At 39.4% G+C, this 16,652-nt stretch carries 17 protein-coding genes; 2 read left to right on the top strand and 15 right to left on the bottom strand.

Features of this window, described 5'->3' with window-relative positions; translation table 11 throughout:
• Position 1: 1 nt before the first annotated feature.
• A complete protein-coding gene (locus MHB40_RS15365; protein ID WP_342532846.1) occupies positions 2-1,162 on the top strand; it encodes an aminotransferase class I/II-fold pyridoxal phosphate-dependent enzyme in 1,161 nt (386 codons plus the stop codon).
• 53 nt (positions 1,163-1,215) lie between these two features.
• Here MHB40_RS15365 and MHB40_RS15370 read toward each other — a convergent pair whose 3' ends face one another.
• Complete coding sequence (locus MHB40_RS15370) at positions 1,216-1,644, bottom strand: NUDIX domain-containing protein (protein WP_009370292.1); 429 nt, start codon at positions 1,642-1,644, stop codon at positions 1,216-1,218.
• A 69-nt stretch (positions 1,645-1,713) separates the two neighbouring features.
• Between MHB40_RS15370 and MHB40_RS15375 the strand changes: the two genes are divergently transcribed.
• On the top strand, positions 1,714-2,178 hold the full coding sequence (locus tag MHB40_RS15375) for a GNAT family N-acetyltransferase (protein ID WP_342532847.1): 465 nt from the start codon (positions 1,714-1,716) through the stop codon (positions 2,176-2,178).
• Between the two features lie 45 nt (positions 2,179-2,223).
• Here MHB40_RS15375 and MHB40_RS15380 read toward each other — a convergent pair whose 3' ends face one another.
• From MHB40_RS15380 to MHB40_RS15445, 14 genes are all read right to left on the bottom strand, one after another.
• Entirely contained in the window at positions 2,224-2,562 is a 339-nt protein-coding gene (locus tag MHB40_RS15380) for a cupin domain-containing protein (RefSeq protein WP_342440839.1), read from the bottom strand.
• Between the two features lie 20 nt (positions 2,563-2,582).
• A complete protein-coding gene (locus MHB40_RS15385) occupies positions 2,583-3,119 on the bottom strand; it encodes a hypothetical protein (protein ID WP_342532848.1) in 537 nt (178 codons plus the stop codon).
• Positions 3,120-3,245: 126 nt separating this feature from the next.
• Positions 3,246-3,398: a YpzG family protein gene (locus tag MHB40_RS15390; RefSeq protein ID WP_004231380.1), complete on the bottom strand. Its 153-nt coding sequence runs from the start codon at positions 3,396-3,398 to the stop codon at positions 3,246-3,248.
• Positions 3,399-3,501: 103 nt separating this feature from the next.
• Positions 3,502-4,677 carry an amidohydrolase gene (locus tag MHB40_RS15395; RefSeq protein WP_342532849.1) on the bottom strand — a complete coding sequence of 392 codons (1,176 nt, stop codon included), beginning with the start codon at positions 4,675-4,677 and terminating at the stop codon, positions 3,502-3,504.
• A gap of 18 nt (positions 4,678-4,695) precedes the next feature.
• Entirely contained in the window at positions 4,696-5,883 is a 1,188-nt protein-coding gene (locus MHB40_RS15400) for a hypothetical protein (RefSeq protein ID WP_342532852.1), read from the bottom strand.
• A gap of 226 nt (positions 5,884-6,109) precedes the next feature.
• The gene (locus MHB40_RS15405; protein ID WP_342532853.1) at positions 6,110-8,041 is read right to left on the bottom strand and encodes an AraC family transcriptional regulator; all 1,932 of its coding nucleotides are present in this window, start codon (positions 8,039-8,041) and stop codon (positions 6,110-6,112) included.
• A gap of 196 nt (positions 8,042-8,237) precedes the next feature.
• Positions 8,238-8,552, bottom strand: coding sequence for a DUF3784 domain-containing protein (locus MHB40_RS15410; protein ID WP_342532854.1), 315 nt, complete (start codon positions 8,550-8,552; stop codon positions 8,238-8,240).
• A gap of 11 nt (positions 8,553-8,563) precedes the next feature.
• Positions 8,564-9,847 (bottom strand): alpha/beta fold hydrolase, encoded by a 1,284-nt coding sequence (locus tag MHB40_RS15415; protein ID WP_342532855.1) that lies wholly within the window; start codon positions 9,845-9,847, stop codon positions 8,564-8,566.
• A gap of 13 nt (positions 9,848-9,860) precedes the next feature.
• Complete coding sequence (locus MHB40_RS15420) at positions 9,861-10,940, bottom strand: DUF5808 domain-containing protein (protein WP_342532857.1); 1,080 nt, start codon at positions 10,938-10,940, stop codon at positions 9,861-9,863.
• 7 nt (positions 10,941-10,947) lie between these two features.
• Entirely contained in the window at positions 10,948-11,325 is a 378-nt protein-coding gene (locus MHB40_RS15425) for a GntR family transcriptional regulator (protein ID WP_342532858.1), read from the bottom strand.
• A 925-nt stretch (positions 11,326-12,250) separates the two neighbouring features.
• Complete coding sequence (locus MHB40_RS15430; RefSeq protein ID WP_342532860.1) at positions 12,251-12,628, bottom strand: carboxymuconolactone decarboxylase family protein; 378 nt, start codon at positions 12,626-12,628, stop codon at positions 12,251-12,253.
• Between the two features lie 203 nt (positions 12,629-12,831).
• Positions 12,832-14,211 carry an argininosuccinate lyase gene (gene argH, locus MHB40_RS15435; protein ID WP_342440846.1) on the bottom strand — a complete coding sequence of 460 codons (1,380 nt, stop codon included), beginning with the start codon at positions 14,209-14,211 and terminating at the stop codon, positions 12,832-12,834.
• Between the two features lie 81 nt (positions 14,212-14,292).
• Entirely contained in the window at positions 14,293-15,486 is a 1,194-nt protein-coding gene (locus tag MHB40_RS15440) for an argininosuccinate synthase (protein WP_004231366.1), read from the bottom strand.
• A gap of 289 nt (positions 15,487-15,775) precedes the next feature.
• Complete coding sequence (locus MHB40_RS15445; protein WP_342532862.1) at positions 15,776-16,582, bottom strand: type II CAAX endopeptidase family protein; 807 nt, start codon at positions 16,580-16,582, stop codon at positions 15,776-15,778.
• Positions 16,583-16,652 lie beyond the last annotated feature (70 nt).

Below are 16,652 nucleotides of genomic sequence, written 5' to 3' on the forward strand. Positions count from 1 at the left end.
TATGAAGCAACGTATTGAAACAAGCCTCATTCACGCAGGTGTTCGTGATGGCTATGGTAATAAAAAAGGGGCTGTCAATGTCCCAATGTATTTGTCCTCTACTTTCCACCAAGAAAGTATTGATGAATTTGGAGAATATGATTATGCTCGTTCTGGCAATCCTACAAGAGATGCGTTAGAAAAAGCTGTAGCTGAGCTTGAAGGTGGCGTTCGTGCACATGCATTTTCATCTGGTATCGCTGCCGTTTCAGCAGCGTTAATGCTGTTATCACAGGGCGATCATATCGTCATGACCGAGGATGTTTATGGTGGAACCTATCGTTTTGTGACAAAGGTGTTGCCTCGCTTTGGAATTTCCCATACATTTGTAGATTTTACTGATCTAGCAGCTGTAGAGGCGGCAATCACGCCAGCTACAAAACTACTTTATATGGAAACACCATCGAATCCAACATTAGGTATTACAGATATCCGCGGTGTAGTGGCGCTTGCCAAGCAACACCACTGCCTTACCTTCTTGGATAATACCTTTATGACACCGTTACACCAACGCCCACTCGAGCTTGGTGTGGATGTCGTCATTCATAGTGCGACGAAGTTCTTATCTGGACATTCTGATATTATTGCTGGTTTAACGATTACTGCTGATGAAAAACTTGGACAGGATCTTTACTTTATCCAAAATTCATTCGGTAATATTTTAGGTGTGCAGGATTCTTTCACACTACTACAAAACATCAAAACAACTGATGTACGTTTTAGTCGTTCTGCTGAATCTGCTCAAAAAATTGCAGCCTATTTGGCTAGCAATTCGCTAGTTGAGCAAGTCTACTATCCAGGGCTTGCTTCACATCCAGGGTATGCTATTCATCAGCGTCAAAGCACGAGTCCTGGGGCTGTTTTATCCTTCCGACTACCTAGCTATGCTGCCGCAAAGGCATTGGTCGAGGCGATGACAATTCCTGTATTCGCAGTCTCTCTTGGAGGAGTAGAATCTATTCTTTCTTATCCTGCAAAAATGAGTCATGCTGCTATGGAGCCTGAGGAGCGTGCTAAACGTGGCATCACAGATGGTCTTCTACGTTTTTCTGTTGGACTTGAACATGTGGATGACTTAATTGCTGATTTTGCACAAGCCCTAGAGATTGCTGCCGAGGCTTAATTGAATCAACATAAAAACCGCGTCCAGTTGACGCGGTTTTATTTATAATAGGTTCAATTTCTCACCTTTGCTAACAATCGGTATAAATAATCGCCATGCCCCTTTGCTAGCAGGGCATCTTGCTCAGCTGAAATCCAATAGAACGAAAAGATTAAATCCCTTTCGTTTAAGCCTGTTGGATGATGTTGCCATGCATCCCGTGTTTCATCGGATGTTAAATGATAAAAATACCGTTTCTGTAAAACACCTGATGGATGATTAAAATAGTCCTGTGCTATTAACGCTTGAACGACAAGTGTGGTTAGACCTGTTTCTTCTAGCATTTCACGTTTCACAGCGTCTAAAGGTGTTTCCCCTTCCTCAACCGTACCTTTGGGCACCTGGATACCTGCCCCAACTGAATTCTGTTCAAATACGAGTACCTGTAATTGATCCTCATGCGTTCGCGTAATATAGCCAAATGCTTTTTCAATTACTTGCATGAAAGTGACCCCCTTTGAATGATTGAATGTTACAATAAAGAAAAAAATTGGAATTGCAGGTGAAAAGTGTTGACACTTATTATACGACAGATGCAAGAAAATGACATTACTTTTGTACAAGAAATTGCTAGAATAAGCTGGCATCATACATACGAAAGAATCATTCCACGTGACATTCAAGATCGTTTTTTACAACTAGCCTATAGTCGAGAACGATTAATCGAACGTCTTATCAATAGTCCGTTTCTCGTTGCAATTTTTGATGAATGGCTAGTAGGCTTTGCTAATTTTTCAAATGTAACACAAGGTGAGGCGGAGCTACATGCGATTTATTTACATCCTCATATGCATGGTAAGGGCGTGGGTACTGCACTTTTAAAGGAAGGACTACGCATGCTCCCAAATCTATCGTCTTTATTTGTTTGTGTAGAGAAAGAAAATAAACTTGGTTTGCATTTTTATCAAGCAAAGGGATTTGTAACAATTGTAGAATTTGATGGGCATTTACTCAAAACTATTAAATTGGTTAAATAACTAGAAAAAGTGTAACGGTTCTTGCAGCTACCGTTACACTTTTAATTATGTAAGATGAATTTGCTCGGCTTGGATAACAAGTGCTGTTAACCCAGTTATACTGCCGGATTCATGCGCTTGGCCTTGTTGCCATAGCACGCCCTGTCCTGTTTTTATCGTGATTTTTTCACCCTCTTCACTACTAATCCATCCTTCGCCATTGATAACAATAAATAGCTGTGGAACGGGAGCTTCATGCATCCCAACTACGCCACCTGGCTCAATATAGATGAAACCGATCGTCGTAGGCACTTCCGTTTTCGTGATTTTTCTATAGAATGTATCGATGGATTGGTATTGATGAATTGGATTTGCTAAATCTTGTGTAAATTGTATGATTTGCATTGCGCGAAAATCCTTTCCTATTAGGCTAGTTCTTCTTCAGCAAATGCTAAAAGTGTCCCATCTTCTTTTTTGAAATAAAAAGCAAATGCATCATAGCCATTTCTTTTAATCGTTTCCCAGTTAGCCGCTTCTCCATTTATAAGCCGTACATTTTCTTGTTCATCTACCTCATAGTCGTCTATTTCTTCGTCATAGTCGATATTATAGAAAAATGATAGTACGACTTCTGTTACAGGCAAAATATATTTCTCCAATGGTCGGTTGTCACGGTGCTCGTCGGTATACTCCTCACAAAATAGCGCATTATAACCATGCAGCGTAGCATCAAACAGCAATATTTCCTCTGCGGATAAAGGATCTTTAGCAACGATTCTAGTAGCTGAGCCTGTAATAAAAGGCATTTCCTCTCCTTCAATCATTAGCAAATCACCATGATACCAAATTTCAAATTGTTCATTGCCTGCGCTAGATTGAAGGTGAAACTGTGATTCAACGCCATCAACAAATTGTACGTTTCCTGCAAATGGCTGTAAATAAGTTGGAATAGGAATGGTCATCGTGTCCCTCTCCTTTTTCTGTTAAAAATTACTTCCTTACAATATTATACATCTTTCTCATTTTACGCATAAAGAAAAACCCAGAATTTTTTTCTGGGCTTGATGACACTTACTTTTCTAGCATGATTAAAACTGACGGGCCTTTGCTTCACTTCGCAAGAGACGGTTATGGAGAGTAATCTCCGTTTCACCATTTACTTGCGATTTGGATCGCTTAATCCTTGACCAGTTGCGGTGGATTTTTTGAGATTTGGGGTCTAGTTGTTCGAACCTACTCATTTTTCATCCTCCTCATCATTATAGATTTCATAAGTGAAATCTTCTTTATTATGACCAGCTAAGGTGAATTTATACTAATCAAAACAAGCTTGTTTACTTCTTATTATTTATTTTCTCTTAACCAAGTTAGCGCATATTGTACATATAATTCGGCTCCAACGCGCAAACCATCTTCATCAATATCAAAATGGCCATTATGGTGTGCCCAGCGTGTATCCTTTTCTGTATTGCCTGAGCCTACAAGGGCAAAGCAACCAGGTACTTCATCTAAGTAAAAGCTAAAGTCTTCTCCACCCATTGTTGGATCATCAATATGATAAGCTTCTGCGCCAAAATGTTCAGCTGTGAGGCGCTCAACCAAGTTGGCACTTGCCACATCATTGTTGACGGCTTGTGTACCATATTCATAAACAACCTCTGCTGTGCCACCATAAAGTGACGCAACCTGCTCAGCATAATGACGAATTTGCGCTTCGATATGTGAACGAACCTCTTTATCGAAGCAGCGCACAGTCCCTTCTAAAATGGCATCTTCTGCAATTACATTAAAGCGTGTGCCTACTTCCATTTTCCCAATCGTAAGAACAGCAGGTCGAAGTGGGTTGACTGTACGTGACACAACCGTTTGGACATTTAAAGCAAACGTTGAAGCAATCATTACGGCATCAATGGCATCATGTGGTACTGCAGCATGTCCGCCCTGCCCTTTAAAGCGCACTTTGAAAATATCAGCAGAGGCAAAGGCAGGCCCTTTATTGCACTGGATTTTTCCTGTGTCAATCTGTGACCAAATATGAATACCAAAGGCGTTATCTACACCTTTCATTGCTCCTTGCTCAACCATCGCTTTTGCGCCTGTAGCTACTTCTTCAGCTGGTTGGAAAATAAAACGAACTGTTCCTTCGATTTCATCTTGTACCGTATGTAATGTCTTAGCTGCAATCAGCAACATGGCTGTATGCGCATCATGACCACAGGCATGCATCTTACCATCCGTTTTAGAACGATACGGAATATCTTCTGTTATTTCATAAACTGACAATGCATCCATATCCGCACGCAAGGCAACTGTTTTTCCTTCCTTGCCTCCTTTTAACTCAGCGATAATGCCTGTTGGCTCTGTTCGTCTATATGGAATACCAAGGTTATCTAAATACGCTGCTACATAATTCGTTGTTTCATATTCTTCCCAAGAAAGCTCTGGCTCACTGTGCAATTTTTGACGAATCGTCACAAGCTCACTATTTAATTCCGCAATAATGCGTTTAATATTGTTCATGATTACTCTCTCCTTGTTTTATAACCAACTTACGAAAATACCTGCTAAAATAACAGATGTAATCGTTACACTAATGAAGCCGCCTACAAGCATCGGTGGCAACATATGGCTTAACAGTATTTCACGTTCTTTTTCATCGGTTGTGGACGATTTCACTACTTCATTCGTTAAAATATAATCTGCTGGGAACCCATAGAGCGCTGTTAAGGATACAGCAAACGCTAAATTCGGGCTGACTTTTAAAACTTTCCCTGCGATGAAAGAGAAAATATACATACCAATGACCGCTAAAATAATTGACACCACTAATGGCACAATAATACGCATCAGCATTTCAGGGGATGCCTGTTTTAAGCCATCAAATATAAAGAGCATTAACCCCATAATGGCAAAACCGAAACCATTTGCTTTTTGCAATGGTTGTCTTTCTAAAAACCCAAATGTGGATGCAAGTACACCAAATACTAAGCACAGCACTAATGCATTGACTGTTACAATAGGTGCTAATGCGGTTGATGTACCATAAGCTAATAATCCAACAAACGCTAAACGGAAAAATTTAAAGTATTCTGTATTGTATTTAGAAGGGATTTTTCTAAATAATTTAGGTTGTTCAGAGGACTGTTCAACCTCTTCCTGTTCCTGTGTCACCGATTGTAAATTCCCTTGGTGGTGTTCTTTTAATAAACGTTTTGCTTCACGCTTCAATACAATGGACGTGATGGGATATCCTGCAAAACCTTGAATTACGTAAATCACAATGGCAAAGACCGCTAAATCCTCTAAGCCAGCTGCAGAAGCACCTTCTGACATGACTAGGGCAGCCACAACACCACCTACTAATGGCGGAACCGCAACAATCATCGTTTTTAAATCAAAAATCATGGCACCAATTGTAAATAATATGGCGATGATGCCTACAATACCAGCTAAAGAAATAACAATGGCTTTCCACTGGTTTTTCAATTCCTTAAGGGACAGAAGTGTACCCATATTGGTAATTAATAAATACATTAACATCGTGGCAACGACTGGACCAATCCCGGCAATACTCACAATATCTTTCGGGAAGAACGTCCAATAGCCGATTAAAAATAATACCGCACAGACGAACACAGATGGAATCCACGCCTTCGTTCTTGTTGCTACGATATCTCCGATGTAAAGAATAGCAAGTACTATCGTCAGTGCTAACATTTGCGACATATCAAAGAATTCTCCTAACTTAGTAATTTTTTAATGTCATCTATGATAATACTAATTATTCTTAAAATTCTATTTTTACAGAAAAGAAGAAAAACAATGCATGAACGAGCATATTCGTGACACTAAAATTACGATTATCCAAATATTTAGATTTTAAAGAATTTTCATAAAGCGCTTTCATAAAAAAATAGAACCATTTTAAAATGGCTCTACTTCGTTTTGCGCGCTATTTTTTTTCCAATAAAACGTTAACAATTTTCTCAAGCTGAAGATCTAACGAGTAAGGATCTTCCATCACAAATTCATCCCCAAACTCGCCATACATATAAACATTGCCATTTTTAACAGCAGGTGCTCCCTGCCAAATTGGACTGTTCAAAATTTCCTCTGCATCTTCTTGCGAGTTTACATAGACAAATACATGATCGCCTAAATATTCTGGCAGTACCTCTAAAGATATATTTTCAAACCCCTCTTTCATATTTAATGCCTGTTCTGTCGGAGGTAATTTCAACATTTGATAAATGGTATTACTACCATAATTCCCTCCTTCTGCAGCTAATACAAATAATCCTGTAGGGCTTAATTGTACGACTGACACCGTTTCACCTTCTTTAATGATGCCGTCTATTTGTTTTCGAGCGTCTTCAACCTTGTGTTCATATTCTTCAATCCATTGGTCTGCTTCCTTTTCTTTGCCAAATACTTCAGCAATCCTTTTGAATTTTTCTAATGGTCCAGCTGTCGAAAGCTCTTCCCAATAAGGAATAAAAACAGTCGTGCCTATTTTTTCATATTGTTCAATATTTTTCTCAATCGATCCAATGATTAAATCTGGCTCTAGCATAATGAGTTTTTCAGGGTTCATTGGGAAGCCACCTAAATTTTCAATTTTAGCTAATGTTTCTTGTTGAATCCCTGCTTTTTCAATCCAACCTTCTGCTAACATCCCTTCGCGGACACCAACTGGAATAATTCCTAGTTTTAAAAGCTGCCCCATGTACTGATCGGCCGCTACACGCTGTGGTTGTGCCGGAATTTCTACATCACCTCTTGGTGTAGAAACTATTCTTGTCTTTCCTTCCTGCACAGCTTCTTGTCCACTATTCGCTTGCGTTTCCACTTGCTTTGTCGCGGATGATGAGGCACCATTTGTATTCGCTGTATTTGAGCATGCTGCTAGCAGCAATGATAGACACATAAACAACGTCATCGCCTTTACTTTCATACTTTTGTACTTCGACATTTCATTTACTCCCTTTCGTTGATAATGATTTTCAATTTCATCATCAATATACCACTCGAATTGTTTTGGGAGAATAGCATATCTTCTTTTCCAAAGTGGCAATTCTTCATCTTCCATTTGCCGCTTTTGTCTCCATGTTACTTTAAATTGAGCGGGAGACACGCCCTTATATCGTTTAAAGCTTCGGCTCAAGGAATGACCATCGGGGTAGCCGACATGTTCAGCAATTTCCTGCAATGTAGCATCTGTTTGTACGAGTAAAGTCGCTGCTTTGTTTACACGCATTTCACCCAAGTAGTGAATGGGGCTAGTATGCATTTTTTCTTTAAAGCGTTTAGATAAATAACCGATGCTACAGCCCAGCTCTTGCGCTATGATATCCAATGTCAGAGGTTGATGAGCATGTTCCTCCATATAGCGAACTGCCTCCGCTACAATATCTGGCTTTACAGGGTGAATCCCCTGCACATGCATTTGTCGTAATAATTCATAGACATATTGATAAAACACTGATTTTATATGTAAATGTTTCAGCACTTTGTCATCATTTTGCAGCCAAACCATGTTCATCTGCTCTGCTTTATCAAGTAACGCAAGTGGATGAGCAGGCGCAAAAGCATATTGATAGTGGAAAGGATGATTGTTTTCCAATAAGGCGACTATTTCTTGGCGGTTAGGTAACGGAACAATCGCTTTATAAAAAATCAGGAAGTATTCGAGCTCTTTTTCCGCTACAATCTCTACATAGACCCCTTTCCCTGCATGCAGGACATAAAACGGGTGTACCATATGTCTATTTTTATCCAGCCATATTTGGGCACTACCTCTTTTTGTATAAAGAAAGGCATTGGTTGGTAATCGATAGGGGCCAAAATCTTCACCCTGCTCCATTATCGTCAATCGTACATCCATTATTTTGATGTATGCGTGATTCCATAAAAGTATATGATCACTTAATTTCATCGGGGTCAAACACTCCTTCTAATAAACCATTAACATGTCTATAGTTTAACAGAAATTCTACTAGTTGATAACGATTCTCATACATAAAATATGAGACAAAAAATGGACTTGTCATCGCATTGACTAAGTCCATTTTTTATCTCTGTTATTTTTTGAAACGATTGCCTGTGTTCACATAGATCAATAAAAATATTGTAAGTGCGACAAAAAGTACAAGACCAACATTAAATAACCACTGTGTATGGAGTATTTCGTTTAGAATCCATAAAAGAACACAAAAACAGTAACCATACATCATTTTTCCCATAAATTTTGCCAGTGCTCTTTCATCATATCGTTCTTTCTCTTCCTGTGTCATCGTATTAAAGCCTGCAAGTAGAAAAGCTCCTTTACCTTGCGATAAAACAATGGCGAAGATGAGAAACGGCAGCATGATAATTAAATAGACAATAACACCCAAAGTCCATCATCCTACTTTTCATTTTTAATAAATTGCTGAATTGCTGGTAGTAATTCTTCATGAAGTGGCAGCGAAGGATCTGCATAGGTTGCTAAGTTTTCTGCACGATCTGCTGGTGCCTTTTTCAATACATGATTCATGCCCTCTAGATAAAGCAATTTTGCCTCTTGTTTGCCTTTCTTCAATGCTTCGGCATCGGCTTCCTTCACTTGTAAATCCGTTGTTCCTTGTAGCAGTAATACACGTCCTTTTACCTTGGCTAGCTCATTAGCAGGTTGATACTTTAGCAAAGAAATCAGGAAAGGCTGTACAGATGGACGGAAAAGTGCTTGTAGCTCTGGTGAAATATTTTTCACTTGCTCCCCTTGCTTTAAAGCTGTGAAAATATTCGTGGATTCATTGAAAAGCTTTGGTGCTAATTGACCCTTTAATTGCTCTAAAAGCACTACATCCAACGGTCTACCTGCACCTGCAATGGAGACAAAGGATTCTACGCCTGTTTGTTGAGCCGCTAGCAAACCAATAAGTGAGCCTTCGCTATGTCCAATCACATGGACGCTTGTATAGGCTTTATCAGCCATCAATGTTTGGATGATTTGAACAGCATCATCCACGTATTGGTCAAACGTTCCATCCTCTTCCTTTGTTAAGAGCGCTTGATTATCTCCAAGTCCTCGCTTATCATAACGCACCGTCGCAATGCCCTGTTGTGCTAAACCTTCCGCCAACATTTTTAAGCTATTATTTTTTCCAGCTAAAGCGGAATTACCGTCTTTATCAGTTGGCCCCGAGCCTGCTATTATCAGTGCCACTGGGGATGGGGATGGAGAAGCCTTTTGTAAGGCTACTGTTAAATTGCCGTTTTGAACGGGAATCTTTAATGTATCATAGGTAACGGGTTGCTCTTTATAAGCCTTTAGTGTTAAAGGATATTTTCCCCCATTTTGTTGAAATGTAGCCTCTATTTGTTCATTTTTGATTGTGCCAATAATGGCAATAGCTGAGCCGTTTAAATTAATGGACACTTTTACTTTATCACCCGTATACGTCACACTTTGAAATGGAAAATTAGATAACCCTTGTGCTGGAACAGATAATGTGCCACTATCCTTCTGTAAATCGACGATAATTGGTAGTGGTCCATTTGGTGTTTCAATACTTCCTTCCCATTTTCCAATAAACTGTTCATTCATTGCATTTGTCCCCTTTGTTCCTTGATGTTGAGCAGTGACCTCTTTTTGCCCACAGGCAGCTAAAAGTAAAATTGTACAGCAAAACAATAACCATTTTTTCATCTAATCTTCCTTTCTATATGAAGATCACCAATAAAATTGGCAATAAAGTTATACCGATCAAGATGTAGCACCATTTATTCGCAAAATTGACAGTCCAACCAATCCCGAATTTTTTGGGCACTAATAAAGAGGGATCATTTTTGTTGCAATAAAAAACACCCCATTTCCAATATTGATCATCTGTCGCAGCTGTTTCATTTGTATGTACCTCATCAAAACGTTCGTTACTTTTACTAAGCTTCCAAATGAACACTAGTAAACCACCCAGCATGACGACATTAAAGATAAGAAAAAGGGGGATAAAGTAAGGAACCGTTTGGTCGTGTAAAATAACGGTTGTATAGTGTAAAACAACAAATAGAATAGTCATACTAAAATTAATGGCTGCCAAGTACCAGCTCCCATATTTACGCTGAGCTAGCTCGCGATGGATGGATGCTTCTTTGGCCTGTGCGCTCAATTGGATTTTGGCACTTTTCATCCCTTGGTTCATGATGAAAAAACTGATTTGTATCGCCAATAATATAAGTGGCATACTGACGACTGACAGCCATGATTTATCAGTCCAACCATCGACCTCCCCCGCTCCATTCCAATGTGTCGCAAAAACCGCTGGGATTGTCTCATAGTTCATATACGTAAAAGCGATTAATGCCAGTGTGATGATCATGGGTACGCTAAAAAATATAGATGACAAGGTTTCTTCATTTTGGCGGATAGACAAATCTGTCACATATACTGTTTTTATTTGCGCTTCCCACTGCTCCTGCACCTTCAATTTTTTCGTTTTGACATGATAACTCATGTAAAGACCAGATGATACAAGGAGCATGATATACAACAGGATAAAGGAAATTAAGGACGCCTTCTCCTCTTGCATAGGCGAAAGATAAAGCCCGATTTGACCTAGTAAAAATAAACCGGCAATCCCTAAGATGATTTGGCTATAATGCTTCTTCCACAGCTGTAATTGTGGATGTTTAACATAAGGTTCAGGTATAGAAACACCAAAGACAATCGATTTTCTTGTTAAATGTGGTGTCAGCGTTTCTAAAATCCCGACAATGATAAAGATGCTTACGATTATAAGCATACTACCCCTACTTCCATTGTTTTAAAATTCGCTGGAACAAACTTGTCATTTGCTCTTTTTCCAAACCCCGTGCAAAAGCTTCTGCCATAATAGGCTTCAAGGCATTTTCGACTTTTTCAACCTCCGTTTCTTCCAGCTCTCTCTTTTGGCCACCAATAATAACCGCTTTCGCTTTCGGCTTTAATTCAATTAAGCCCTTCTCTTCGAGTTCATGATAACTCTTACTGACCGTGCTGACATTGATACCTAAATCCGTAGCCATCGCACGCACAGACGGTAAAGTATCACCGTTATTCAGCTCCCCTTTCGCAATGCTTTCAATTAATTGATTAGCTAACTGTTTATAAAGCTGCAATTCACTGCTTGGATCTAAATGTATTTGCATAAAACTCCTCCAATCTGTATTGCTAATAACCAAACAGAAATCTGTTATGTATAGAGTAATACAGATTTTCTATAATGTCAAATGAAGGAATTTTTTTGTGGAGGAGACTTTTTAAGTGTGGTGGTTACTTTTTTGGAGAGGGTTTGTCTTCAATAGGAGCGGGAGCCTTCCTTGGATGAGCGCTTTTGACTCCTAATCGAGCGGATTCCTTCCTTGGGGGAGCGCTTTGTCCATCAATTCGAGCGGGGTCTCCTCCCTTAGGAGCGCTTTTGACACCCATTGGAGCGGATTCCTTCCTTAGGTGAGCGCTTTTGACAACAATTCGAGCGGGTTTCTTCCTTGAATGAGCGCTTTTGACTCCCATTCGAGCGGGTTCCTTCCTTAAGTGAGCGCTTTGTCCATCAATTAGAGCGGGTTCTCCTCCCTTAGGAGCGCTTTGTCCATCATTTAGAGCGGGTTCCTTCCTTGAATGAGCGCTTTTGACTCCCATTGGAGCGGATTCTCCTCCCTTAGGAGCGCTTCTGACTCTCATTAGATCGGATTCTCTTCCCTTAGGAGCGCTTTCAGTCTCAACTTGAGCGGGTTCTATGTTAGCATGAGCACTTTTGACCTCAAATAGGAAACCTAAAAATAAGAAAAGGACCCAGAATAATTCTGGATCCATGGACACTTATTGCTTCTATTTGATTTTTAACTGGCTGGTTGACACTTCATCTTAAACTACAGCAAAACAGATTATTTCTGCTCCACCTTTAGGCTTAAGATTTAAGAAGCTTCAACCTTGAACAGTTGTGGCGGACTTTCCTGAGATTCTTGGTCTTTGGGTGTTTGACTATTACTACTCATTCTGCATCCTCCCCATCAGATTAGATTAATAAGTGGTTCCTCTCTTATTATGAGCCATCCCTTGTTTTTTATACATGCTTTAACTTTTTTCTGCAAAGACTTGTTGTGCTATCGTAAGAGCATTTTGCACTCTTGGAAAACCGATGTAGGGTACTAATTGTAAAAGTGCCTCAACCACTTCTGTCTGTGTTAAGCCTGCATGTAATCCTCGCTGAATATGAGTTTTGGTTTGTGGTGCAGCACCTTGTGTAACAACTGCTGTTATCACGACGAGTGCTCGACTTTTTGCATCTAGCCCAGATCTTGAATAGACATCACCATAAGCAAACTCAATAATCATTTTGCGTAAATCGGGTGCTACATCGGCTAATGCATCGGATTCAATCATCCGTGCTGCTTCTTCCTCTGTCACATATTGTTTAATTGTTTCGAGCCCCTTTGTAAAACGTTCATTCATTTCTTTATCCCTCCCACCAATTACTTATACAAAAACCCCAATTCCGCGTCTCCAGAATTGGGGATTGTCCTTCACATATGTAAGGTTCTCTTTTTCACATCACCCTCTGGCTCAGTTGAAAAAGGATAAAGGTTTTCATAGTGCCTCACAGGACATCTTTAATGAATATCTATGCAAAAGTCTCAAGGACATGCACGCAAAAATTAAATAACTACAAGACAGGCTTTAGCTTTCTCAATTTGGATTTTTACTTGTTCAAAGCCAGTACCACCTAAGGAATGACGGCGGCGAACAGCCGCTTCTGGCGCTAGTACATCATAAATATCCGCTTCAATTAACGCACTTTCTTGCTGCATTTCTTCCAATGGTAAATCTAATAAATAAATGCCCTTTTGAATACATGTAAAGACAAGCTTACCTGTCACCTCATGTGCCTCACGGAATGGCATCCCCTTTGTCGCAAGGTAATCTGCCAGCTCTGTTGCATTTGAAAAATCAGAGTGAACAGCCTGATGTAAACGTTCCGTGTTGACAGTCATTGTACGAACCATGCCTTCAAAGATTTTAAGTGAACCAAGAATCGTATGAACGGTATCGAACATGCCCTCTTTGTCCTCCTGCATATCTTTGTTATACGTTAATGGTATGCCCTTTAACACCGTTAATAAGCCCATTAGATTCCCATAAACACGCCCTGTTTTACCACGAATAAGCTCTGCCATATCCGGGTTTTTCTTTTGTGGCATAATCGAAGAACCTGTTGAAAAGGCATCATCCAATTCGATAAATTTAAATTCATCTGTAGACCAGATAATAATTTCCTCAGCAAAGCGTGATAGATGTGCCATAAGTAAGGAAGAATGACTTAAAAACTCCACTATAAAATCACGATCACTCACAGCATCCATGGAGTTTGCATAAACCTCGCTAAACCCTAATAACTCTGCTGATTTTAAACGGTCAATCGGGAAAGTTGTCCCTGCCATTGCCCCAGCACCTAAAGGCAAAATATCAATACGTTTTATGGATTCTGTAAAACGTTGTTTATCACGCTCTAGCATCCAAAAATAGGCCATTAAATGATGTGCAAAGGAAATTGGCTGTGCACGTTGTAAATGCGTATAACCTGGTGCAATCGTTTCAATATGCTCTTGTGCTTTGTCTAATAGCGTTTGTTGGAACGTCACAATTAAATCAATTGCTTCCTGCACACGCTTTTTCAAAAAGAGATGCATATCCGTTGCTACTTGGTCATTTCGGCTACGTCCTGTATGTAGTTTGCCACCGACAGGACCAATTAAATCAATTAACATCTTTTCTAAATTTAAGTGTATATCTTCATTGGCAACGCTAAATTCAAGCTCACCTGCGATTGCCTTTTCTTTTAATTGGGCAAGACCACCTAGTATGGCCTCTACGTCAGCTGCAGGTAAAATTCCTGTTGCACCAAGCATTGTGACATGTGCAACACTACCTTCAAGGTCCTCTAGCACAAGTTGCTGGTCAAAGCCAATCGATGCGCCAAACTCGTCTACCCATGCTTCTGCTGATTTTTGGAAACGTCCACCCCAAAGTTTTGTCATGTCAGCTCACCTTTTCCTCGATTACTTATTAAAAGGTGTAGTATAAGCACAAATGCCTCACCACACCTTGCTTGTTCAACATTACTTTTTATTCACAGATGAGTTCACTACAGTTGGTAGACCCCATAACTCGATAAAGCCTACAGCGGAAGCGTGATTGAATTGATCTTCCTTCGAGTATGTTGCTAGCTTTTCACTGTATAATGAATTTGGTGATTTACGTCCTTCTACAATCGCATGTCCTTTAAATAGTTTCACACGTACTGTACCATTCACATATTGTTGTGTTTGTGCAAGGAATGCTTCAAGAGCATCACGTAATGGTGAGAACCATAGACCGTCGTAAATTAATTCAGAAAGTTTTTTCTCAATTACTGGCTTGAAGTGTGCTAATTCTTTTACAAGCGTTAAATCTTCAAGCTCTTTATGCGCTGTTAACAGCACTTTTGCACCTGGAATTTCATAAACCTCACGAGATTTAATACCAACTAGACGATTTTCTACGTGGTCGATACGTCCTACACCATGAGCACCTGCTACTGCATTTAATTCTTGAATTAAATCAGCAAGCTTCATTTCTTTTCCGTTTAATGCTACTGGTTTACCAGCTACAAACTCGATTTCCACATATTCGGCTTCATTCGGTGCATTTTCAACAGAAACTGTTAAGCCATAAGCTTCTTCTGGTGGCGACACCCATGGATCTTCCATGATGCCTGCCTCATTTGCACGGCCCCATAAGTTTTGGTCGATTGAGAATGGTGAATCCAATGTTGCAGGAATCGGTACATTATGCTTCATTGCATATTCGATTTCCTCATCGCGGCTCCAGCCCCACTCACGTACTGGTGCTAATACCTCTAAATCTGGATTTAATGCTTTAATGGATACTTCAAAACGAACTTGGTCATTCCCTTTACCTGTGCAACCATGCGCAACAGCGTCAGCGCCTACTTGATTAGCAATCTCTACTAGTTTTTTCGAGATAAGTGGACGGGAAAGTGCTGATACTAATGGATACTTTTGCTCATACCAAGTATGTGCTTGTAAAGAAATTAATGCATATCCTTCAGCAAATTCATCTTTCGCATCCACCATATAAGATTCAATCGCCCCTACTTGAAGAGCTTTATTTTTTACGAATTCAAGATCTTTCCCTTCGCCAACGTCAAGACATACTGCAATGACGTCCCACCCTTGTTCTTTTAACCATGGAATTGCTACCGAAGTATCAAGTCCGCCTGAATAAGCTAACACAACTTTTTTATTTGCCATTAAAAATGCGCCTCCATTGCTCTATCGATATGTATGTTTATACATTCATTTAAAAGTTTATACACGAATAGTATCATGTTATAAAAATAAATACAAGTGTATTTTTATAAATTAATAGACTTTTATTTTTATTGTCAAAAGTAAGTCGTTCCTGACAAAAGGTCGCGAAGGAATCCTTGGATATTAACTCGAAAAAACGTTTTTTTACTATATATAAAAATGTATACTATATAAGTTTAGCAATGAACGACAAAAAAGAATCCATTATACAAACTGGATTCTTTTCTAGCTACTTTTCTGATTGAATCCCATACAAGACTTTATTAGGATTAATCCAAATAAGTAGAACGGCCGCCGCCGAATATAAAATGGCATTATACATGATTAAATCAATTAGGTTTCCATTTATGGAGCCGATAAAAAAATTAAAGAGCTGATGAATAATAATAGGAATAATTAAATTCTGATTGATGTTATAAAATACTGTCATGATAATGGTCGTTGCTATGATGGATAGCATAAAGAATAAACTGTATTTGATTAAATCCATCCCAATAAACCCTGTTGTAAGCCATATAGGTAAATGCCACATTCCCCACCAAAAGCCTATGATAATAGAGGCAATTAAGGGGGAATACTTCTTTTGAAGCTCAAGCAGCGCAAAGCCCCTCCATCCTAATTCTTCTCCTAGTGGTCCTGACAAAAGCGTTTTAACAAAATAAAAACTCAGCATGCCCCATGAAGACAGCGTAAAAATAGAGGTTGCTTCATAATTATTCATGATAAGAAACAAAATAATGATAAAGATAACCGTTTGTATCATCACTATTGAAACAATCAATGACAATGACAATTTACTTTTAAATTTTTGTTTGACAAAGTGGATAAAACGCTGCCCAGGATAGATTCTTGGAAAAAGTAGAGCAAAGGCAAAGGTGGATGACCAAGCCGATAGACAGCGTACGATATCAAATAGCCAAGTCGGATAGCCTAATAGCTTGACGGCTCCAACAACACAAAAAAGTGGCCAAAAAATGATATTGGTTAAAACAATAAAGCTTGCTACTGGTTTTTTTAATTTCTTTTTTCTACGCAAGTAGATCCCCCATTTCATCTGAGTATCTTCAGCATAAACCTGGGGGTTGCTCACAGGTCAAACCCATTTT

The organism is Lysinibacillus sp. FSL K6-0057, from assembly GCF_038630885.1.
Taxonomy (GTDB): domain Bacteria; phylum Bacillota; class Bacilli; order Bacillales_A; family Planococcaceae; genus Lysinibacillus; species Lysinibacillus fusiformis_F.

Excerpts from the sequence above, each read along its gene's own strand:
- MHB40_RS15365 (WP_342532846.1), top strand. The coding sequence starts at position 2 with ATGAAGCAACGTATTGAAACAAGCCTCATTCACGCAGGTGTTCGTGAT.
- MHB40_RS15370 (WP_009370292.1), bottom strand. The coding sequence starts at position 1,644 with ATGCAAGTAATTGAAAAAGCATTTGGCTATATTACGCGAACGCATGAG.
- MHB40_RS15380 (WP_342440839.1), bottom strand. The coding sequence starts at position 2,562 with ATGCAAATCATACAATTTACACAAGATTTAGCAAATCCAATTCATCAA.
- MHB40_RS15385 (WP_342532848.1), bottom strand. The coding sequence starts at position 3,119 with ATGACCATTCCTATTCCAACTTATTTACAGCCATTTGCAGGAAACGTA.
- MHB40_RS15390 (WP_004231380.1), bottom strand. The coding sequence starts at position 3,398 with ATGAGTAGGTTCGAACAACTAGACCCCAAATCTCAAAAAATCCACCGC.
- MHB40_RS15395 (WP_342532849.1), bottom strand. The coding sequence starts at position 4,677 with ATGAACAATATTAAACGCATTATTGCGGAATTAAATAGTGAGCTTGTG.
- MHB40_RS15400 (WP_342532852.1), bottom strand. The coding sequence starts at position 5,883 with ATGTCGCAAATGTTAGCACTGACGATAGTACTTGCTATTCTTTACATC.
- MHB40_RS15405 (WP_342532853.1), bottom strand. The coding sequence starts at position 8,041 with ATGGATGTACGATTGACGATAATGGAGCAGGGTGAAGATTTTGGCCCC.
- MHB40_RS15415 (WP_342532855.1), bottom strand. The coding sequence starts at position 9,847 with ATGAAAAAATGGTTATTGTTTTGCTGTACAATTTTACTTTTAGCTGCC.
- MHB40_RS15420 (WP_342532857.1), bottom strand. The coding sequence starts at position 10,940 with ATGCTTATAATCGTAAGCATCTTTATCATTGTCGGGATTTTAGAAACG.
- MHB40_RS15425 (WP_342532858.1), bottom strand. The coding sequence starts at position 11,325 with ATGCAAATACATTTAGATCCAAGCAGTGAATTGCAGCTTTATAAACAG.
- MHB40_RS15430 (WP_342532860.1), bottom strand. The coding sequence starts at position 12,628 with ATGAATGAACGTTTTACAAAGGGGCTCGAAACAATTAAACAATATGTG.
- argH (WP_342440846.1), bottom strand. The coding sequence starts at position 14,211 with ATGACAAAACTTTGGGGTGGACGTTTCCAAAAATCAGCAGAAGCATGG.
- MHB40_RS15440 (WP_004231366.1), bottom strand. The coding sequence starts at position 15,486 with ATGGCAAATAAAAAAGTTGTGTTAGCTTATTCAGGCGGACTTGATACT.